The organism is Porphyromonas gingivalis ATCC 33277, from assembly GCF_000010505.1.
GTDB lineage: Bacteria > Bacteroidota > Bacteroidia > Bacteroidales > Porphyromonadaceae > Porphyromonas > Porphyromonas gingivalis.
On sequence record NC_010729.1, the window covers coordinates 578,581 to 598,807 of the forward strand.

Sequence of the window (20,227 nt, forward strand, 5' to 3'; positions counted from 1 at the left end):
GGAATCTTTTTACGGGTTGGAACGAAGAAGTGTATTGCGAAGCAAAAACTCTGTCAGCAACAAGAGAAAAGCAATAAGGGCATAGACAAAGTATTTTTCCTCATAAGCCTTGAAGCTCTTGGTCATAAGTCTCGTCTTCTCCAATTTGTCGATTTCCTTGTAGATTTCATTCAGCGTTTCATTATCGACAGCCCTGAAGTATTTTCCACCCGATACCTCGGCAATTCCGTCCAATGTGGGTTCGTCTATATCCACAGGCACATTCTGAATCCGAACTCCGAATTCCGTCTGAATGGGGAAAGGAGCTTCTCCTCGTGTGCCTACACCGACTGTGTACACACGAATACCGAACGTTCTGGCAATATCGGCTGCCATTCGGGGTGTGATGTCGCCCATGTTGTTTGATCCGTCCGTCAGCAGAATAACCACGCGGCTCTTGGCTTTGCTGTCCTTCAGTCGATTGACGGCCGTAGCCAATCCCATTCCGATAGCTGTACCATCATCCAGAACACCCATCTGCAAGTCCTGTACCATATTAAGCAATACGGTATGGTCGGTAGTCAATGGACATTGAGTAAAGCTCTCTCCGGCGAATGTAACCATCCCGATATTGTCGTTCGGACGATTGTTGATAAAGGAAATCGCTACATCTTTGGCTGCCTCCAAGCGATTCGGCTTGAAGTCCATGGCCTGCATACTGCCTGACACATCCATGGCCAACATAATATCTATGCCCTCGATCGAATCTTTCTGCCAGCTATTGGTATTCTGCGGACGAGCCAAAGCAATAATGAGAAAACCGACCGAAAGAGCTCTCAATATCGGCAACGAATGGCGCAGATAGACTCTCAAACCTCGGCGACCTCCTTCAAAGGGCTTCAATGAAGATATGGTCATCGTTGCCGAAGTCTTACGTGCTTGCAGGATATACCAAGTCGCTATCAAAGGCAGCAGGATCAGCAGCCAAAGCAATTCAGGATATGCAAATGTCATGACTCCCGGATATTATGCACCTCATCGAGAAAGGCGCGAGCATCTCGAATAGCTTCCACATCCTCTCCATGTATCGGTTTATACTTGGCAAACTTGGCCAGGTCGGCCGTTTGCAATATTCCATGCAGCAGGCGACTTCCTTTTTCAGAAAGTTCGATCCGCTGAAGAGCTTGTAATATCTCGCTGCTGGTCATCTCCCTGGCATCTATTTCGCGAGTTTCGGCAATATAGCTCCGAAGCAAATCGGTCAATTCCGTAAAGTATTCCTTATACAAACCGGCTTCCACCAGTTTTTTTGCACGTAATGATTCCAAGGCTGCAATAGCTCGGTCATAAGCCGGAATAGCCGGAGTCTCAGGAATCACCACAGGATGGCGAGCTTGGTGCTCCTTGTATCTCTTATAAAAGAGGTAAGACAATACAGCCAAAAAGGTGGCAAGTATGATCCACGTAAGGGGATGACGAAGCATGATATTGAAAATATCTCTCCACGTATAAGGCACGCCCCACGGCTCCTTGATGTCATAAATAGAATCCGGTTTGGAAAGATCGACCTCCGGCATTGTAACTTTCAGGAAAAGACTTTTGGACATAACCTGGTCCCGACCATCCGTGACAATAAAAGGAGGAATCTCCAGCAGGGTTGAATCGAATGAGGTAATCACCATCTTGGCTTTTATCTCCACGACCGGGTCTTTCACTACAACCGTGTCAGTAATACCGAATGCCAAAATTTCGATCCGGCTCATCGTCGAATCAGTAGGTATTTGCAGATGAGTATGCGCCAAATCTGCCGTGCGGATAGTAATATCTATCACTGCCTGCTCTCCTATTTGCATCTCTGCACGGTCGAGTTTGCCTATGATAGAAAGCTCTTGCGCCTTCAGAAAGGAAGAGACAAAGAGCATGCAAAATGCAGAAAGAACAAAGCGAATGGCAAGAGAGTGTCTCATGAGCGTTTTTTAAATAAGATAAGAAGCTGCTGCACGAAATCCTGCCCCGTACGTATCTCAGTAGTATCTACACCACATCGTTTGAGCAAAACGGCAAGTGCTACTTGCCGTCGCTCATAGGCATCCGCATACGCTTTCCGAACGGAGCTATCAGCGGTATCCACCCAATGGGTCTGCCCAGTCTCTGCATCGCGAAAGCGCATCAACCCTACATTTGGCAGATCGGCCTCTCGCCGATCGAATATCCTGATGGCTACAATATCATGCTTACGAGCAGACATCAGCAAGGTCTTTTCATAAGAATCTTTCTCTGACTGGAAATCGGAAATCAGGAACGCTGTACACCGCTTCTTCACCAAGCGGGTCAGGTAAGAGAGCGGAACTGAAAGATCCGTGGCCCTGCTCTGTGGACGAAACTCCAACAGCTCCCTGATTATATATAGGATATGCTTCTTCCCCTTGGCGGGCGGCACATACTTTTCGATCCTGTCCGTAAAGAAAAGGACTCCGATCTTGTCATTATTTTGGATAGCGGAAAAGGCCAATGTAGCAGCTACTTTAGCCGTCAACTCTCGCTTGGTCTCCACCTCTGTACCGAAAGACAACGAACCGGACATATCGACTATCAACATAACTGTCAGCTCACGCTCCTCTTCGAAGACTTTCACATAGGGACGTGCATAACGTGCCGTCACATTCCAGTCGATGTCGCGCACATCATCTCCTACAGTATACTCGCGCACTTCGCTGAACGCCATACCTCGTCCTCTGAATGCGGAATGATACTGTCCGGCAAAGATTTGTCGAGAAAGGCCTCGCGCTTTGATTTCGATCCGTCGAACTTTCTTAAGTAGGTCGCTTGTCTGCACTTATCTCTGATTAAGGGACTTCTACTTTGTTCAGGATCTCATTGACGACAGCATCCGGAGTCAAACTATTAGCCTCTGCCTCATAGCTGAGTCCGATACGGTGACGCATCACGTCATGACATACGGCACGTACATCCTCAGGAATCACATAACCTCTATGCTTGATGAAGGCGTATGCACGTGCAGCCAATGCTAAATTGATAGAAGCTCGGGGCGAAGCTCCGAAACTGATCATATCTTTCAGAGCATTCAAGCCGAATTGTTCGGGATAGCGCGTGGCAAAAACAATATCAACTATATATTGCTCGATCTTCTCATCCAGATACACCTGCCTTATCACTTGGCGCGCTTCCAGTATTTCCTCCGTAGTGATCACCGGACGAATCTCTGCCGACCGGCCACCGATATTCTGACGAATGATCTGCATCTCCTCCTTCTTTTGGGGATAGTCTATCAGCACCTTCATCATGAATCGGTCTACCTGTGCCTCTGGCAACTGATAAGTACCCTCTTGCTCGATAGGATTCTGGGTAGCCATTACGAGGAAAGGCTCAGGGAGCATGAAAGTCGTTTCCCCAATGGTAACCTGTCTCTCCTGCATCGCTTCGAGCAGAGCACTCTGCACTTTGGCAGGAGCACGGTTGATCTCATCAGCCAAAATAAAGTTTGCGAAAATAGGGCCTTGCTTTACTTGAAATTCCTCCCGTTTCTGGCTGTACATCATGGTACCTACCACGTCAGCTGGCAAGAGGTCCGGTGTAAATTGTATGCGGTTGTACTTGGCACTAATCAGTCCGGCCAGAGTTTTGATAGCCAAAGTCTTGGCTAATCCCGGTACTCCTTCGAGCAGGATATGTCCATCGGCCAACAGTCCGATCAGAAGCGACTCCACCAAATGGTTCTGTCCGACGATATTCTGCGCCATACCGTGCGTGATGAGATTCACAAATGAGCTTTTCTGCTCAATAAGCTCTGTAAGAGCCTTTATGTCAATGGTTTCACTCATTTTTTTCTATATCTTTTTCTTGCTAAATACTAATGAAGATTATGCACACCATCTCATGTTGAGATAGACATATAGCATCCTGCAGGGTTTAAGCGCGAAGTTCAGCCAACGGCCAGCATTCGCTCGATCGAGAGCAAAGCCTTCTCCCTGATTTCGGCAGGCACTTTTACTTCATAACGGTTGTGGCGGAGAGCTTCCAAGACCTCCCACAAACCTGTTTGTTTCATATGAAAACAGCGGTTGTCGGGTTGAATGGCAATAAACGTTTTACCCGGATTTTCTTTCCGTAACACGTGTAGCGTCTCCGGCTCTGTCGCAATAACAAACATTTTTTTGTCGGACTCCCGAGCATGATTAAGAATACCGGCCGTGGAATACATAAAGCAGCGATCGCTACTCAGCACTCGTGGCGAATGAGAACCCTCGCTCTCCGGATGAATGAGAATATCAGCATCGGGATACAGCTCCATAGCCTCTAAGATGGATTCTTCCGTAATCCGCTCATGTACGAAACACGAAGCATTCCAAAGTTCCATCTCCCGTCCTGTCTTCCGCGAGATATAAGCTCCAAGGTTTCTATCCGGGCCAAAGAGAATTTTTCTGTCTCGAGGCAAGCTCTCCACTACCTTGAGTGCATTGCTGCTTGTACAGCAGTAGTCCGTCCAAGCCTTTACCTCGGCAGTCGTATTGACATAGCTAACGATGAGTCCATCCGGGTTCTGCTCCTTCCACCGACGCAAGCCTTCAGCAGAGGCACCTTCGGCCAAAGAACAACCGGCATATTTCGTGGGAGTGAGGATAGTCTTCTGTGGCGAAATAATCGAAGCCGTTTCGGCCATGAAGTGGACTCCGCAAAAGAGTATCGTGTCCGCCTCCGTATCGGCAGCCTGACGGGACAGACCAAGAGAATCGCCGATATAATCGGCAATGTCCTGCACCTCAGGGCGTGCATAGTAGTGCGCCAAAATAATGGCATTCCGTTCTTTCTTGAGAAGTTCTATCTCCTTAAGAATATCCTTTGTTTGCATACAAAAACCAACTTAAAGCTTACTGAGTAAGGAGGAAATTCATGCTGATGTCCATGGCCGTAACGCTATGAGTCAAAGCGCCTACGCTGATGTAATCAACACCCGTTTCTGCCACACTTTGCAGCCGTTCGAGTGTCATATTGCCGCTGGCTTCTGTCCTGGCCCGACCGGCAATCAGCCTCACCGCTTCGCACATGGTATCGTTGTCCATATTGTCCAGCATGATTATGTCTGCACCATAGCGTACTGCTTCTTCGACCTCAGCCAAATTGGACGTTTCCACTTCCAGCTTGATCGAGAGAGGGAGTGCTCTTCTCGCCGCTTCGATGGCTTGGGGTATCCCTCCGGCTACCTTGATGTGATTGTCCTTGAGCATAATCATATCATAGAGTCCCATGCGATGATTATGTCCACCGCCATGGCGAACGGCCATCTTGTCCGTTATTCGCATACCGGGTGCCGTCTTACGGGTATCCAAAAGCCTTACAGCCGTACCTTTCAAAGCCTCGGCATAGCGCGCGGTCATAGTGGCAATACCACTCATTCTTTGCAAAAAATTAAGTGCCAATCGTTCGGCTTGCAACAAAGCCCGGTAACTGCCTTCCACACGCAGGATTACTTGACCGCGTTTTACGGAGTCGCCATCCGATACATAGGGAGTCCAAGTCACGGCTTCGAATCGTTCGAAGACACGGCGAGCTACCTCCATGCCGGATATGATGCCATCAGCCTTCATTACCATTGTGGCTGCAGCTCCTTCCGATTGGGGGATAATGGCATTGGAAGAAATGTCTCCATCGGCAATGTCCTCTGCAATTGCCAGATCGATCAATTTTTCCAAAAGCATTTCTTCATGAGTCATAACTTAAAAGTGATGAGGGTATTACGGATGTTTATTTGGTATTTCCCGCTCCGCCGGCAAGGGTGTAAGAGGAGTGCTTGCGATAGGCTTCGCTCGTATCGGGATAGTCTTCCCGATAATGCCCTCCTCTACTTTCTCGGCGAGCTATCGCCCCCCGAACGATGAGCTGACCCACTGTCAGCAGCTGCTCGGCAAAACAAGCATAAAGATCTTCTGTTCCGAGTAGTGTCCGCCGAAGTTCTTCTATCTTCCGATCCACGGACAGAAGACCTTCTTCGTTACGAATGATACCGACATAATCGGTCATCAGACGGGACAACTGCTCTTTTACCTTATGATAGAGCGATGCATCTTTCGGCTTAGGATAGCCAACCACGCTCAATGGCATTGTCGGATAGTCAATCGAATCCGAGGCAATCGTATCAGCCACAACACGATGACCGAACACGAGGCATTCGATCAGAGAATTGGAGGCCAACCTGTTTGCCCCCATTATTCCAGTAGAAGCCACCTCTCCCACAGCATATAGATGAGGTACGGCCGTACAGCCATTCAGATCCGTACTAATCCCTCCCACTGTGTAGTGTGCAGCCGGAGCCACAGGAATACGGTCTGTCAGATCCAAACCCAACTCTGCACAGCGAGCACATATCGTGGGAAAACGTTTGCGAATATGATCCGGATCCAGATGTCGTAAATCGAGATAGACATATTCGTCTCCCAAACGTCGCATCTCTAAGAAGATCCGCCGTGCCACCACATCGCGAGGAGCCAATTCGCCCAATTCGTGAACGCCTTGCATGAAGCGTTCGCCTCTACTATTATATAGATGCGCCCCTTCTCCCCGTACGGCCTCACTGATCAGGAAGGCTTCTCCTTTCGGATTGTACAGAGCTGTGGGATGAAATTGGACAAACTCCATGTCGCGCACCTCACAGCCGGCATGATAGCAGAGGGCAATCCCATCTCCGAGGGTACCCTGCGGATTGGTAGATCTTCGGTAGATGGCAGCCGATCCCCCGGTGGCCATCACCGTATGCTTGCCATAGAAAACGACTTCACGCCCATGTCCCCAATCCCATGTACGTACGCCACGGCAACCGAGGTCGTCTATCAGCAATTCGACCGCTTGGTGATTGACAAATATCTCTATTGCAGAAGTTTGCAGCACGCTATCGATCATAAAGCTCGTGAGCATCCTACCGGTAGAATCACCCCCTGCATGCAGAATCCGCTTGTGGTGGTGTCCGCCTTCAAGCCCCAGAGCCAATAGGCCATCGGCTTCCGTATCGAAACGCATCCCCCAACGGATCAACTCATCGATCCGCTCCGGAGCCTCTTCGGCAAGTACCCTTACGGCTTCATCCTCACAAAGGCCCCGACCTGCTTCGACCGTATCGTTATAGTGGTTGTCCGGTGCATCGTCAGCAGCAGTAACCGCTGCGACTCCCCCTTGTGCAAAGTACGAATTGCTCTCATGGATGTCAGCTTTGGTTATCAGAGCTACCCGACCATGCTTCGAAGCCTTGAAAGCCGTATAGAGGCCGGCAAGGCCGCCTCCGACTACGATATAATCAAACCGATTCATTCCGGACAAATTGATATGCCCGCAAAGATAAAGCAAATAAAAGGTTATCCGAAGGCAGGGAGAGATGGAGGGTAAGCTAAAGGTCTAAAGGCGGATTAACACGATTACGAATAAAAGAAGACGTCTCCGAGCTGTGCGTTGCAACAACATTACTAAATCTGAAAGCTATTCCCTGTGAAAAAAGGGAGACCACGAAAATAATAATCTGCTCAAAAATCATGCGCCAAAAAAGTTTTCAACAACGAAGACGAGTTTGGAACGATTCCAAATAAGTATCTGTAGAGAGGAGAAAAGCAAGGGAAAAGTGGAAGGAAAAGGAACTGCCATAGATCGAAATTCCACTTAAAACAAGCCGTACAACGATCTGTATATAAAGCGTTTTCAATTTGTATACAAATCGTTTTCATTTTATATATAAATCGTTTTTGATAAATATATAGATCGTAAGTGATTTGTATATAAATCGTGGGCTCAAAAAAAGCCTTTTCCGAAGCTGATATAAAAGAAGCACCCGCCGAGTTCTACGGAGAACTCCGACGGGTGCAGTCCGGATATGTATGTGGTGGGGCCTATGCCAAGATGCTATCTTGCTGCATGTGATTCGATGTAGCTGCACGATTCCCCTCTACAGTCTCGGACCGGATCGAGGACTGTCGCTGCTGTGCTGAGGGATCCGAATAGGAGCCTGTTCGGGCTTGATGTCAGGTGATGGGGCATAGTCGGTAGTTTATGGATGTGTGGCATAATAATATAATACTCTCTTTTTTCAGTTAATTGCTCGCTTCCAATACACGGGGAAATTCACTGTTCGGAGCAATGCTTTTCGGAAGGCAAAATTAGTCAATTCTTTTTCCCTTGCCAATGACCGCTGTGCTTATACTTGAAAAACGGAATGTGCAAGAGCGCAGGGGAACCACATCAAAATCCGAGTAACATCTTCGTTGTTGAAAATTTTTTTCGCTCCTGTTTTTGGGCTATGTATCATCCTTTTTAGGTACATATGGAGGAAAAAAGAATAAACAAAATGCAAGCATTAAATTACGGCAGAGAAGAGATAGAGCGAAAGGCTTTTCGTTCCATTTCTTTCGGTTGCGTACTTGTTTTATTAAGTTTGCTCCTATGAAGCAGATAGAAGATATAACCGAATTTCGCTCTTCGCCTGAGCTTGTGGACAAACTGTATAAGCATGGCATCCTCAAGGTCTACAAGGCCGGCAGCGTTATCCTCAATGAGAATGCACATGTCCGGTCCATTCCTATCGTTATCAAAGGGGTCATGAGAGTAATCCGTACCGAAGAGGATGGCAGAGAAATCCTGCTCTACTATATCAAGGCAGGCGAAAGCTGTATCATGTCTTTTCTTGGGGGCCTGCACAATGAGACAAGCAAGGTGAAGGTGGAGATCGAAGACGATGCCGAGATTCTTTTCTTGCCCGTCGATAAGGTTTCCCTCTTTATGAAGGAGCATCCCGAATGGCTCAACTACATCTTCCGCTCCTATCACAAGCGATTCGAGGAGCTATTAGATACGGTGAATGCCATTGCTTTCAAGAAGATGGACGAACGCCTACTGGCCCTCATTCAAAAGAAAGCCGAACTCGTGGAGGGTAATACCATACAGATCACGCACGAACAACTGGCCAATGAATTGGGAACAGCCAGAGCTGTGGTATCAAGGCTGCTCAAACAATTGGAAGAATCCGGCATCGTTCGCTTAGGGCGTAACAAAATCACCCTTATGTGACCAAAGTAGCTATACACCGCTCCGGATATGATGACCTTTGCCTCATCATAAAACCGGAGACTGTATGCTTATAGCAGGTTACTTGGCATCTATTTTAATCGGCCTGTCACTCGGCCTTATCGGTGGCGGAGGGAGTATCCTCACCGTTCCCGTACTCGTATATCTGATGGGCATAGACCCTGTCTTGGGCACGGCCTATTCGCTTTTTATCGTGGGAGCTACCAGTGTGGTCGGGAGTATCTCATACTTCCGCCGTTCGCTCGTGGACGTTCGTACTGCAGTGCTTTTCGGTCTGCCATCGATCTTCGCCGTATTCCTGACGAGAGCTTATCTGGTACCGGCGATTCCGGAGTGTGTATTGAGCCCGGGCAGTTTTGCGATCGACCGGAACATGCTCCTGATGCTCTTGTTTGCCGTACTGATGCTTACGGCATCCGTCAGCATGATCAGACCGGCTAAAATGCAGGAGAAAGCATCACAGAGACCCCCCAAGCCGAAACAGCCCCGTTATGCCCTGATCCTCCTTGAGGGAATTGTGGTCGGTACGCTCACAGGGCTTGTCGGTGCCGGAGGAAGCTTCTTGATCATCCCTGCCTTAGTCTTCCTCGGAGGCCTACCGATGAAACAAGCTATCGGCACCTCACTTGTAATCATATCAGCCAAATCGCTCTTGGGATTTCTGGGAGAGAATAATCCGGCAGGTCTCGACTGGGGGCTTCTCCTCTCGGTAACAGCTTTTGCCATCATCGGGATATTCATCGGAATGAAACTCTCCCAATATATTGACGGAGACAAACTCAAGCCGGCATTCGGCTGGTTCGTCTTTGTCATGGGGCTATACATCATTCTCAAAGAGACCATACTCGTATAGCTCGCGTCATTGTGTGATTAAAGTAGCTGTACGAGCCGGAAAGGTGGTTGATCTTTGCACTGACAGACAAGCAATAATAACATTCGACAAATATGAAAATAGAACAGATTTACACAGGCTGCTTAGCCCAGGGTGCATACTACATCACTTCGATGGGAGAGGCTGCCATCATCGACCCACTGCGTGAAATCACGCCCTACCTCGAACGTCTCAAATGCGACGGGGTAAAGCTCAAATACATATTGGAGACGCATTTCCATGCCGACTTTGTGAGCGGACACCTTGATCTGAGCCGTGCCACAGGTGCTCCCATTGTTTATGGACCTACGGCTAAGCCCGGATTCGATGCGATAGTAGCTGAGGATAATCAGATCTTCGAGTTGGGTAATGTAAAGATCCGAGTGCTTCATACACCCGGACATACGATGGAAAGCTCTTGCTTCCTGCTTATCGACGAAAACGGACGCGAGACGGCTCTCTTCAGTGGCGACACACTCTTCCTGGGGGATGTCGGCCGTCCTGACCTGGCGCAGAAAGCAGCAAACTTGACACAGGAAGAACTGGCCGGCCTGCTCTATGATAGTCTCTACACCAAGATCCTCCCCTTGTCGGACGACATCATCGTATATCCGGCTCACGGTGCAGGATCGGCCTGTGGCAAGAATATGATGCAGGAGACAGTGGACAGCCTTGGCAACCAAAAGCGCGTTAATTACGCTCTTAATCAACCGAGCAAGGAAGCGTTTATAGCATCTGTGATAGAGGGCTTGCTGCCACCGCCGGCTTATTTCGGAGGCAATGTGGCTATGAACAAGATGGGATATGACAGCATCGACAACGTGATGGAGCGCGGACTCTCCGCCCTCTCGGCCACGGACTTCGAAGCGATAGCCGAAACGTCCGATGCTCTGGTGCTCGATACGAGAGCTCCCGGTGTGTTCGCCCAAGGCTTCATTCCTCGCTCGATCAACATCGGTTTGGATGGGGATTTCGCCCCTTGGGTCGGTACGATGATCGTAGACGTGAAGCAACCTCTGTTGCTTGTGGCAGATCCGGGACGTGAGCAGGAAGTGATCACAAGGCTCAGCCGTGTGGGATTCGATCAGGTACTGGGCTATTTGGATGGCGGATTCGATACATGGAATACCTCGGGTAAAGAAATCGACCACGTCGAATGCATTACGGCCAACGAATTTGCCGAACGATTCTGCCCTGAAGAGAGTCTCGTGTTCGATGTGCGCAAGGAGAGCGAATACGCAGCTGAGCACGTGGAAGGAGCTTATAGCCGTCCGCTCGCCTATATCAATGACTGGATACAGGATATTCCCCGAGACCGCCACTTCTATCTGCATTGTATAGGTGGATACCGCAGTATGATTGCATCCAGCATCCTACTCTCGCGAGGCTATCGTAATTTCACGGACATCGAAGGTGGATTCGCAAGCATTGCGCAGACCGGTGTTCCCAAAACGGACTATGTATGTCAAAGCAAAGTGTCAAAAAAATAATATCGTTTTCCTTAACCATCATTATTGCAATTGTCATGTTAGGATTACTGAAAAATCTATTCTCGCAGTCTGACGATAAGGCTCTGAGTGAGGCTATTCGCAACGGCGCCTTTCTGGTCGATGTGCGTACGCCGGGTGAATTTGCATCAGGCAGTGTAGCCGGAGCCGTGAATATTCCGCTGGACCGGATAGCATCTCGCCTGAATGAACTAAAGAATAAGAAGACCATCATCGTCTTCTGTCGCAGCGGCAACAGAAGCAGCCGGGCCAAGAGCATTCTCGAACGCAACGGCTTCTCCAACGTACTCGATGGAGGCACCTGGGGGCATGTAGCCTCTCTGAAAGGCGATCAGTGATAACGAAGTCTGAGAAAGACTTCGACCGTTACAACTCTTTCTCTATTAAGAAGGATTGGTTTTTGAATTTTTGTCTTTCCGAAGACAAGAATATCATCATAAAACCAATCCTTTTTTACATCATATAAATGAATCCTATTCTCTTTTACTCTGCTGTCTATAGCATGCAAAAGGTCTCAAAATCCGATATTACCGCTTTCTATACCCTATAAATCACATCCAAAGCAGGGCAATCGCATTTGAAATATAAGCCTGATGATGCTCCGTCCGGAATAAGCACGAATTAATGTGTTGGAGATCCTAATTGTAGAAGGAAGAGACCAAGGATACGGAGTACAATCTTTCAAATACGATAGCCCTCTGCCGAAGGGGCCGGCCTCTTCGGGGAATTTTCTGTAGTCTGTGTTGCTCTTACTATTGGAAATTACAATCACGGGTGTCTTTCTATTATAAGAAATGAGTCCTGATCTTCCCAAACAGGGGGGGAAAACGAATTTTGAAGACGCAAAACAGGGAAAACTTCCAAGATTATTTTCATTTCACCTTAATTGGCCATAATGTACTGGTAATTAGCATGTTGTAATGAGCACCGTAGGCCTACGCCGGTCTCCTGCATCGTGCAGGAAGGCATCGTACGCCTACGATCGTAAGTGTTTCGTACCGGCTTTTCAACACTTCTTCGTATTCCTCTGCATAATCTTCAATCTCGTACCAAGAGGTATCACCTGAGAGCGTAGAGAGGAAAACGATCAGGAATAAAAAGTCAAGAGGATAAACTTCTTTGCTCTCTATCCGTGTGGGTCCGAGACCATAAAGAGATTTTCCGATAGTGACTGAATACATGACTGACAGCTCATTCAACGACTATAAAATTTATAGAACGCTGTTTTGAATGCCTCTGCCCTGACATCCAAAGTGATGTTCTTTTCGAGATCAGCCTTTTCCTAATTTCTTTTCGATTTTTTTTCTCCGGGATGTAAAAGACATAGATTGCATCAATGGGCACGAACATATCGATGAGATCGAATGGATCCGAATTCTCTCGTTTTTCCGATATGTATTTGGATTTGCTTTGCTATTAGACAGTCTAAGACCCTTTTTAGGCTTTTTTGCCGAAAAAATTACGGAGATAATATGCTACTTTTGTGGCATTGTACAAACAAAAGATTACCAAATAATGGATACGATCAACAGGCGCATACGCGTACGTTTCGCTCCGAGTCCTACCGGGCCGTTGCATATAGGAGGGGTACGTACGGCTCTATACAACTATCTTTTCGCCCGTCAGCATGGAGGTGATATGATCCTGCGCATCGAGGATACGGACAGCAACAGATTTGTGCCCGGTGCCGAAGCGTATATAATAGAGGCATTGGAATGGCTCGGCATCAAATTCGACGAAGGTGTAGGCTATGGTGGCCGATTTGGCCCTTACAGGCAGAGCGAAAGGCGCGATATTTATCGCACATATGTTCGCCAACTACTGGATTCGGGACGGGCATATATCGCCTTCGATACGCCGGAGGAACTGGAAGCTCGGCGAGCCGAGGTGCCCAACTTCCAATACGATGCCACTACTCGTGGGCAAATGCGCAACTCTCTGACACTGCCTGCCGAAGAAGTGGAGCGTCTCGTTGCCGAGGGGACGCAGTATGTGGTTCGTTTCCTCGTGGAGCCGAATGTGGACGTAGAAGTGAACGACCTGATTCGCGGACGAGTGGTGATCGACTCTTCCATCCTCGATGACAAGGTGCTGTATAAAAGTGCCGACGACTTGCCCACCTACCATCTGGCCAATATCGTGGACGACCATCTGATGGAAGTGAGCCATGTGATACGTGGTGAGGAGTGGTTGCCCAGTGCACCACTTCATGTACTGCTCTATCGTGCTTTCGGTTGGGAAGATACGATGCCGAGATTTGCCCATTTGGCACTGCTGCTGAAGCCCGAAGGAAATGGTAAGCTGAGCAAACGCGATGGCGATCGTTTGGGATTTCCCGTATTTCCACTGGAGTGGAAAGATCCCCAAACGGGAGATATATCCAAAGGTTATCGTGAAAGCGGTTATCTGCCTGAAGCAGTGGTAAACTTCCTCGCGCTTCTGGGCTGGAATCCGGGCAATGATCAGGATGTCATGAGCATGGACGAATTGATCCGACTGTTCGACATCGAAAAGTGCAGCAAGGCCGGAGCCAAGTTCGACTACGAGAAAGGACGCTGGTTCAATCACCAATATATCCAGCGTAAGGACAATGCGGAGTTGGCCGAACTCTTCCGTCCCATCCTTCGCGAAAATGGAGTAGTGGCTACCGACGAGAAAACAGCTCATGTAATCTCCCTCGTCAAGGAACGTGTAAACTTTATCGGAGAGCTATGGGAGCAAGCCGGATTCTTCTTCATCGCACCGCTATCCTATGATGAAAAAACAGTGAAAAAACGCTGGAAAGAAGATACGGCCAAGCAGTTGGGCGAACTAGCCGAATTGCTGGACTCTCACCGATCGTTTGCAGCCGAAGCAACCGAACCCACTGTGAAGAATTGGATCGAGACCAATGGCTATCATCTCGGCAATATCATGAATGCCACTCGGTTGGCACTCGTGGGCGAGAGCAAGGGACCTCATATTTTCGACATCATGGAAGTGCTCGGGCGTGAAGAGACCGTTGGACGCATACGTCGTGCCATCGAAATCTTAGGCTGACAGCAATAATTTTTTTCGAAATATATGCGATTCCTTTTCAGCCTGATCGGATTGGCCTATTCCTCGCTGATCAAACTTGCCGTTCCGTTCAATCCCAAAGCCCGCATGATGGTTCGTGGGCGATGGAAGGTGTGGCGTCAGCTGCGTGAGGGCATAGTGCCGGGCGGGCGCTATATATGGTTTCATGCAGCTTCTTTGGGCGAATTCGAGCAGGGGAGACCGATGATAGAACGCATCCGAAGCGAATATCCGGACTATAGGATCGTGCTTACCTTCTTCAGCCCCTCGGGATATGAGGTACGTAAGAATTACGAAGGTGCCGACGTGATCGTGTATTTGCCGGCAGATCGTTTGCCCCGAGTGCGTAAGTTTCTGGATCTGGTCAAGCCCGAGATGGCTATTTTCATCAAATACGACTTCTGGCCCTGTTTCCTGACAGAATTGGAGCGTAGGCAGATACCTACCTATCTGGTTTCATCCATCTTCCGACCGTCACAGCTGTTTTTCCGCTGGTATGGAGGAGCATACAAACGTTTGCTACACTGCTTTACACACATTTTTGTTCAGGACGAGGCTTCACGCCTGCTACTTGAAAAGCATGGGATAGACCATGTATCCGTAGCGGGAGATACGCGCTTCGACCGGGTGATCTCCGTATATGAAGCTCGGAAATCGCTTCCGCTGATAGAGCGTTTTGCTGCTTCCGTGCCGGAAGACGGTTTGGTCATTGTGGGCGGTAGCAGTTGGCCTCCCGACGAAGAGATACTCGTACGCTACTTCAATCGAAATCCCAAGATCAAACTCATATTGGCACCGCACGAAATCGACAAGGAACATTTGCTTCAGATCATATCGCATATACGACGGCCTTTCATACGACTTTCGGAAGCTACGGAAAGCGATATTGCCCGGCAGGATTGTCTGATTGTAGACAGCTTCGGTCTCCTATCCTCCATTTATCGCTACGGTCAAGTAGCTTTTATCGGAGGAGGATTCGGCAAAGGCATTCACAATACACCCGAGGCCGCAGTCTATGGTATACCGGTTATTTTCGGACCACGATATGAGAAATTCAAGGAAGCCCGTGAATTGATAGATGTCGGCGGAGGCTTCTCCGTATCCTCAGCAGAGGAATTTGGCAACCTGATCAAGCGAATACAAACGGACAAGGCCTATAGGGACGCCGCATCCTACGCAGCAGCAGACTACATCAGATCCAATGCCGGTGCAACGGAATACATCGTGCACCGAATCATGAAATAGGCTCAATCGGGGGGATATGTGACCGAAATCATTCATTACCCTCGCTCCCAGCCTCCAATCCGAATAGAACACACACAAAGAGATATGAATATTTGTAAGCGGACGATACGAACGAACAGCTGGTGGGCTTTTGCCTATCGTATGGCATTGGCTTATTTCTTTTTCGGTATTGCCCGTGGACTGTTCTACCTCTTCAACTATCGCTTTTTTGCCGACATGACTGCCGAGCAGGTATGGCGTGCATGGATGGGAGGGCTTAGGTTCGACACGGCTTCCGTTTTGTATTTGAATGCCCTTTTTATTCTGTTGAGCTTTCTGCCGTTCAGGTTTCGTACCAAGCGATCCTATCGAATCCTGACCGACTGGACCTTTTTCGTGCCAAATGCTTTGGGGCTGGCGGCAGGTCTGGCCGATTGTATTTACTATCCATACACCTTGAAACGAACATCCTCGACGGTTTTCTCTGAATTCAGCCATGAGGGCGGAGGACTGATATGGCATCTTCTCCTGAATTACTGGTATATGAGCCTGCTGGCTATAGTCCTCGTTGCTGCTATGGTATGGCTGTATCATCGGGTCAAGCCGGTACGCACCTATGCCGAAGCGAAAGACAGCCTGCATTATTATACAATTCACGTTGTAGCCCTCGTTGCTGCTATCGCATTTATCGTATGGGGTATACGAGGAGGCAGTTTTGCCAAGTCGTGGCGTCCTATGACAATGAGCTATGCCAATCTGTCGGTGGACAAAGTGGAACATAGGGCTTTGGTACTGAACACGCCCTACAGCATCATTCGTACCATTGGCAAACAGGGACTGGAGGAAAAGCGTTTTTATGCCTCCGAAAAAAAGTTGGAGCAAGTATTCAATCCCATTCATCATTTGGCGACGGACACGACGGCTCGTTTCGGTCAGCTGCGTGGACGCAACGTGATGGTGATAATCATCGAAAGCTTTGCTCGCCAATACGTGGGACGGCTGAACCAAGACATTCCCGATTACAAAGGATATACACCCTGCTTCGACTCGATTTCACAAAAGGGTTACCTTTTCGAACAGGCTTTTGCCAACGGGCGCAAGAGTATCGATGCCATGCCGTCCATATTAAGCTCGTTGCCTTCCCTCCGCTCACACTTCATTACATCTCACTATTCGGGCAATGAGATTGAAGGATTGGGGATGGCTCTCGGGCGGATCGGTTATCATTCCATTTTCTTACATGGTGCTCCAAACGGATCAATGGGCTTCGATGCTTTTGTCAAACAAGCCGGCTACAAACGTTATTTCGGCAAGACAGAGTATGCCCACGATGAAGATTTCGATGGCGTATGGGGCATCTGGGACGAGCCGTTCTTACTACATGCCGTGGACGAACTCAGCCGTATGAAACAACCTTTCGTAGGTACGCTGTTCACGCTTTCCAGCCATGAGCCTTTCCATATTCCAAGCCATCGCGAAGGTCTTTTTCCCAACGAAGGCGAACCGCTGGTGCAGTGCATCGGATACACAGATCATGCTTTGGGAGAATTTTTCCGGAAAGCAAGCCGGCAAACCTGGTTTGAAAATACGCTCTTCGTTATCACAGCCGACCATGCTTCCGGAGATCTCCGTCCTGAGTACAGAAGTGCCGTTGGACGCTATGCCATACCCATTTTATTCTATGCTCCGGGATCCGATTTGATAGGATTTGATAGGACAACTACCGTACAACAGGCTGATATTCTTCCGACAGTGCTAAGCCTTTTGGGCTATTCTGCTCCTGTTCTGGCTTTCGGGAACAACATGTTTAGCCGGCAAGCTCCGCATTTTGCCGTCACCGATTACGACGGTACGCTTCAGTTACTGGAGGATGGCCTCGTCCTGCAGCACGATGGCAATCATCCTCTTGCTTTGTACGACTATCTTAATGATAAAGAACTTCGTACAAATCTGCTCAAAACACAAGCTGCACGGGCTGACAGTATGACATGTCGAATAGAAGCAGTGATCCAGTCTTTCAATCACCGAATGAATACAAACAGACTCGTTGCCGATAAATAACAAATTAAATTCATGAGTAAGAGGAGAGCAATGCAATTGCATCAAGCTATTGCTGTGATCCTATTTGCCATTTGATCGTAATAAAGTTATTTTTGTCTCGCAAATTGATTTGCTATGAAAGGAATAATCCTTGCCGGAGGATCCGGCACTCGTCTATATCCGATAACTCGGGGTGTGAGCAAACAGCTTCTACCCGTTTATGACAAGCCGATGATTTACTACCCGCTTTCTACGCTTATGCTTGCGGGTATTCGGGATGTCCTGATCATTTCCACGCCGCAGGACTTATCCATGTTCCAACGGCTATTGGGCGATGGCCGTGATCTCGGTGTCCGGTTGGAGTATGCAGAGCAACCCTCTCCCGATGGATTGGCACAGGCTTTCATCATCGGACGTGAGTTTGTAGGAGACGATTGTGCCTGTCTCGTCTTAGGAGATAATATCTTCTACGGGCATGGCTTCAGCCAGATGCTTCGGTCGGCAGTTGCTGATGCGGAAAAGGGTATGGCCACCATTTTCGGCTATTATGTGAATGATCCTGAGCGATACGGTGTAGCGGAAGTGGATGCTACCGGCAAGGTCATCAGCCTGGAAGAAAAACCGGAAAAGCCGAAGAGCAACTACGCAGTAGTGGGACTCTATTTCTATCCCAATGATGTACTTGATGTAGCAGCAGATGTCAAACCATCGGCGCGGGGCGAATTGGAAATAACCTCAGTCAATCAGGAGTTCATGCTTCGCAAGCAGCTCCGTCTCCAACAACTGGGGCGTGGTTTTGCCTGGCTGGATACAGGTACACACGAATCACTGACAGATGCTTCCGTTTTTGTATCGGTCATAGAGAAACGCCAAGGCTTGAAGATCGCCTGCTTGGAGGAGATTGCCTACAATAATGGCTGGCTCACCAAAGAAGATCTGGCTCGTGTGGCTGAACCGATGAAACAGAATCAATACGGAAAGTATCTGCTTGGACTGATCAAATAGAGAGCATCCCTTTCATGAATTTTATCCCCACCGAAATACCCGAAGTCGTTATCCTTGAGCCACGATTGTTCCGTGACGATCGAGGCTATTTCTTCGAATCATTCAGTCGCCAAGAGATAGAAACGGGTATTCGCCCCATTAATTTTGTACAAGACAACGAATCGGCATCCCGATATGGTGTACTAAGAGGGCTTCACTTCCAGAAACCTCCACATGCTCAGAGCAAGCTGGTACGAGTAGTACGTGGGTGTGTGATTGACTATGCCGTGGATATTCGCTTCGGATCGCCTACTTTCGGCAAATATGTAGCAGTGGAGCTTTCCGATACGAACTTCAGACAGTTGTTTATCCCGCGCGGATTCGCTCACGGTTTTGTCGTGCTAAGTGACGAAGTCGTATTTCAGTACAAATGCGACAACTACTATGCTCCACAAAGCGAAGGAGCCATTGCCTGGAATGATTCGAACTTAGATATTGACTGGAAAATCCCTGTAGAGGACATTATCCTCTCAGCTAAAGATCAGGCCAATCCGTCATGGACGGAATTGATATCGAGCGAGGATTTCCGGAATCTCTTCCCCTACAATCAAGACTTATACGAATGAACCGAATACTGGTAACCGGAGCCGATGGTCAGTTGGGTAGTGAACTTCGGTTGTTGGCTTCGGCTGACAGCCGTTTTGTTTTCACCGACTTAGCGGAACTGGATATTAGAGATAAAGATGCTGTCCTCCGTTTTATGGAGGAATATAGCATCGGGATCATTATCAACTGTGCCGCATATACAGCTGTGGACAAAGCTGAGGACGATGAAGCCTCTGCCGAGAAAGTCAATCACCAAGCTGCGGCTCATCTGGCAGCGGCTGCTGCGAAGTATGATGCCCTGCTGATACATATTTCTACGGATTATGTATTTGATGGTACGGCTAATATCCCCTATAGGGAAGACATCCCGACAGCTCCTCTCGGTGCATATGGCCGTACCAAGTTAAAAGGAGAACAGGCTGTGCTGGCAGCCGACTGCCGATACATGATACTGCGCACATCGTGGCTGTACTCATCGTTCGGCAATAATTTTGTGAAAACGATGCTTCGGCTGACAGCTGAACGCGATACATTAAACGTAGTCTTCGATCAGGTCGGTACTCCTACCTATGCTGCAGACTTGGCTGCTTTCATACACCGTCTGGCTATAGGACAACTGCCCGTTAAGACGGGGTTGTATCACTTTAGCAACGAAGGTGTATGCTCCTGGTTCGACTTTGCAGTGGCCATTGCCCGAATGAGTGGTCATACAGCATGCAGGATCAGCCCTTGCCATAGCGATGAATATCCGACGAGAGTAAGACGGCCGCATTATTCCGTCTTGGATAAGACGCTTATTAAAAACACTTTCGACATCAGCATCCCTCACTGGCAGGATTCTTTGGCTGCGTGTCTGAATCTGCTAAAACATTGAAGA

Annotated in this window: 17 protein-coding genes and 1 pseudogene; 10 read left to right on the forward strand and 8 right to left on the reverse strand. The window is 48.5% G+C overall.

Annotation, left to right across the window (positions count from 1 at the left end):
• Positions 1–9: 9 nt before the first annotated feature.
• The 7 genes from PGN_RS02525 to nadB form a co-directional block, all read right to left on the reverse strand.
• Positions 10–993: a vWA domain-containing protein gene (locus tag PGN_RS02525; protein ID WP_004584075.1), complete on the reverse strand. Its 984-nt coding sequence runs from the start codon at positions 991–993 to the stop codon at positions 10–12.
• Entirely contained in the window at positions 990–1,946 is a 957-nt protein-coding gene (locus PGN_RS02530; RefSeq protein WP_012457579.1) for a hypothetical protein, read from the reverse strand. The genes PGN_RS02525 and PGN_RS02530 overlap by 4 nt, the downstream gene beginning before the upstream one ends.
• Positions 1,943–2,815 carry a DUF58 domain-containing protein gene (locus tag PGN_RS02535; protein WP_012457580.1) on the reverse strand — a complete coding sequence of 291 codons (873 nt, stop codon included), beginning with the start codon at positions 2,813–2,815 and terminating at the stop codon, positions 1,943–1,945. The genes PGN_RS02530 and PGN_RS02535 overlap by 4 nt, the downstream gene beginning before the upstream one ends.
• 10 nt (positions 2,816–2,825) lie before the next feature.
• Complete coding sequence (locus tag PGN_RS02540; protein ID WP_012457581.1) at positions 2,826–3,821, reverse strand: AAA family ATPase; 996 nt, start codon at positions 3,819–3,821, stop codon at positions 2,826–2,828.
• A 101-nt stretch (positions 3,822–3,922) separates the two neighbouring features.
• On the reverse strand, positions 3,923–4,849 hold the full coding sequence (nadA, locus tag PGN_RS02545; protein WP_005874622.1) for a quinolinate synthase NadA: 927 nt from the start codon (positions 4,847–4,849) through the stop codon (positions 3,923–3,925).
• Positions 4,850–4,868: 19 nt separating this feature from the next.
• Positions 4,869–5,711 carry a carboxylating nicotinate-nucleotide diphosphorylase gene (gene nadC, locus PGN_RS02550; RefSeq protein ID WP_004584080.1) on the reverse strand — a complete coding sequence of 281 codons (843 nt, stop codon included), beginning with the start codon at positions 5,709–5,711 and terminating at the stop codon, positions 4,869–4,871.
• 31 nt (positions 5,712–5,742) lie between these two features.
• Complete coding sequence (gene nadB, locus PGN_RS02555; protein WP_004584081.1) at positions 5,743–7,299, reverse strand: L-aspartate oxidase; 1,557 nt, start codon at positions 7,297–7,299, stop codon at positions 5,743–5,745.
• A gap of 1,119 nt (positions 7,300–8,418) precedes the next feature.
• Between nadB and PGN_RS02560 the strand changes: the two genes are divergently transcribed.
• The 4 genes from PGN_RS02560 to PGN_RS02575 all read left to right on the forward strand — a co-directional run bounded on the left by PGN_RS02560 (position 8,419) and on the right by PGN_RS02575 (position 11,777).
• Positions 8,419–9,042 (forward strand): Crp/Fnr family transcriptional regulator, encoded by a 624-nt coding sequence (locus PGN_RS02560; protein ID WP_012457583.1) that lies wholly within the window; start codon positions 8,419–8,421, stop codon positions 9,040–9,042.
• A 64-nt stretch (positions 9,043–9,106) separates the two neighbouring features.
• Positions 9,107–9,913: a sulfite exporter TauE/SafE family protein gene (locus PGN_RS02565; protein ID WP_012457584.1), complete on the forward strand. Its 807-nt coding sequence runs from the start codon at positions 9,107–9,109 to the stop codon at positions 9,911–9,913.
• Between the two features lie 92 nt (positions 9,914–10,005).
• Positions 10,006–11,421, forward strand: a complete 1,416-nt coding sequence (locus PGN_RS02570; protein ID WP_012457585.1) for an MBL fold metallo-hydrolase — start codon at positions 10,006–10,008, stop codon at positions 11,419–11,421.
• Between the two features lie 35 nt (positions 11,422–11,456).
• A complete protein-coding gene (locus PGN_RS02575; RefSeq protein WP_230847051.1) occupies positions 11,457–11,777 on the forward strand; it encodes a rhodanese-like domain-containing protein in 321 nt (106 codons plus the stop codon).
• A gap of 645 nt (positions 11,778–12,422) precedes the next feature.
• Here PGN_RS02575 and PGN_RS02580 read toward each other — a convergent pair.
• A pseudogene (locus PGN_RS02580) lies at positions 12,423–12,634 on the reverse strand (transposase family protein); the annotation flags it as partial.
• Positions 12,635–12,954: 320 nt separating this feature from the next.
• Here PGN_RS02580 and gltX point away from each other — a divergent pair.
• The 6 genes from gltX to rfbD all read left to right on the forward strand — a co-directional run bounded on the left by gltX (position 12,955) and on the right by rfbD (position 20,224).
• A complete protein-coding gene (gene gltX, locus PGN_RS02585) occupies positions 12,955–14,478 on the forward strand; it encodes a glutamate--tRNA ligase (RefSeq protein ID WP_012457588.1) in 1,524 nt (507 codons plus the stop codon).
• Between the two features lie 24 nt (positions 14,479–14,502).
• Complete coding sequence (locus PGN_RS02590; protein WP_012457589.1) at positions 14,503–15,741, forward strand: 3-deoxy-D-manno-octulosonic acid transferase; 1,239 nt, start codon at positions 14,503–14,505, stop codon at positions 15,739–15,741.
• An 84-nt stretch (positions 15,742–15,825) separates the two neighbouring features.
• Entirely contained in the window at positions 15,826–17,781 is a 1,956-nt protein-coding gene (locus PGN_RS02595; protein ID WP_012457590.1) for an LTA synthase family protein, read from the forward strand.
• A 114-nt stretch (positions 17,782–17,895) separates the two neighbouring features.
• Complete coding sequence (rfbA, locus tag PGN_RS02600; protein WP_004584094.1) at positions 17,896–18,765, forward strand: glucose-1-phosphate thymidylyltransferase RfbA; 870 nt, start codon at positions 17,896–17,898, stop codon at positions 18,763–18,765.
• A gap of 14 nt (positions 18,766–18,779) precedes the next feature.
• Positions 18,780–19,370 carry a dTDP-4-dehydrorhamnose 3,5-epimerase gene (gene rfbC / locus PGN_RS02605; RefSeq protein WP_012457591.1) on the forward strand — a complete coding sequence of 197 codons (591 nt, stop codon included), beginning with the start codon at positions 18,780–18,782 and terminating at the stop codon, positions 19,368–19,370.
• Positions 19,367–20,224 carry a dTDP-4-dehydrorhamnose reductase gene (gene rfbD / locus PGN_RS02610; RefSeq protein ID WP_005874580.1) on the forward strand — a complete coding sequence of 286 codons (858 nt, stop codon included), beginning with the start codon at positions 19,367–19,369 and terminating at the stop codon, positions 20,222–20,224. The genes rfbC and rfbD overlap by 4 nt, the downstream gene beginning before the upstream one ends.
• Positions 20,225–20,227: the final 3 nt, after the last annotated feature.

Bases quoted from the DNA above. Each gene is read 5' to 3' on its own strand.
- rfbD (WP_005874580.1), top strand. From the start codon at position 19,367: ATGAACCGAATACTGGTAACCGGAGCCGATGGTCAGTTGGGTAGTGAA.
- PGN_RS02525 (WP_004584075.1), bottom strand. From the start codon at position 993: ATGACATTTGCATATCCTGAATTGCTTTGGCTGCTGATCCTGCTGCCT.
- PGN_RS02570 (WP_012457585.1), top strand. From the start codon at position 10,006: ATGAAAATAGAACAGATTTACACAGGCTGCTTAGCCCAGGGTGCATAC.
- PGN_RS02590 (WP_012457589.1), top strand. From the start codon at position 14,503: ATGCGATTCCTTTTCAGCCTGATCGGATTGGCCTATTCCTCGCTGATC.
- nadC (WP_004584080.1), bottom strand. From the start codon at position 5,711: ATGACTCATGAAGAAATGCTTTTGGAAAAATTGATCGATCTGGCAATT.
- nadA (WP_005874622.1), bottom strand. From the start codon at position 4,849: ATGCAAACAAAGGATATTCTTAAGGAGATAGAACTTCTCAAGAAAGAA.
- gltX (WP_012457588.1), top strand. From the start codon at position 12,955: ATGGATACGATCAACAGGCGCATACGCGTACGTTTCGCTCCGAGTCCT.
- PGN_RS02565 (WP_012457584.1), top strand. From the start codon at position 9,107: ATGCTTATAGCAGGTTACTTGGCATCTATTTTAATCGGCCTGTCACTC.
- PGN_RS02560 (WP_012457583.1), top strand. From the start codon at position 8,419: ATGAAGCAGATAGAAGATATAACCGAATTTCGCTCTTCGCCTGAGCTT.
- PGN_RS02530 (WP_012457579.1), bottom strand. From the start codon at position 1,946: ATGAGACACTCTCTTGCCATTCGCTTTGTTCTTTCTGCATTTTGCATG.
- PGN_RS02575 (WP_230847051.1), top strand. From the start codon at position 11,457: ATGTTAGGATTACTGAAAAATCTATTCTCGCAGTCTGACGATAAGGCT.
- rfbC (WP_012457591.1), top strand. From the start codon at position 18,780: ATGAATTTTATCCCCACCGAAATACCCGAAGTCGTTATCCTTGAGCCA.
- PGN_RS02595 (WP_012457590.1), top strand. From the start codon at position 15,826: ATGAATATTTGTAAGCGGACGATACGAACGAACAGCTGGTGGGCTTTT.
- nadB (WP_004584081.1), bottom strand. From the start codon at position 7,299: ATGAATCGGTTTGATTATATCGTAGTCGGAGGCGGCCTTGCCGGCCTC.
- PGN_RS02540 (WP_012457581.1), bottom strand. From the start codon at position 3,821: ATGAGTGAAACCATTGACATAAAGGCTCTTACAGAGCTTATTGAGCAG.
- rfbA (WP_004584094.1), top strand. From the start codon at position 17,896: ATGAAAGGAATAATCCTTGCCGGAGGATCCGGCACTCGTCTATATCCG.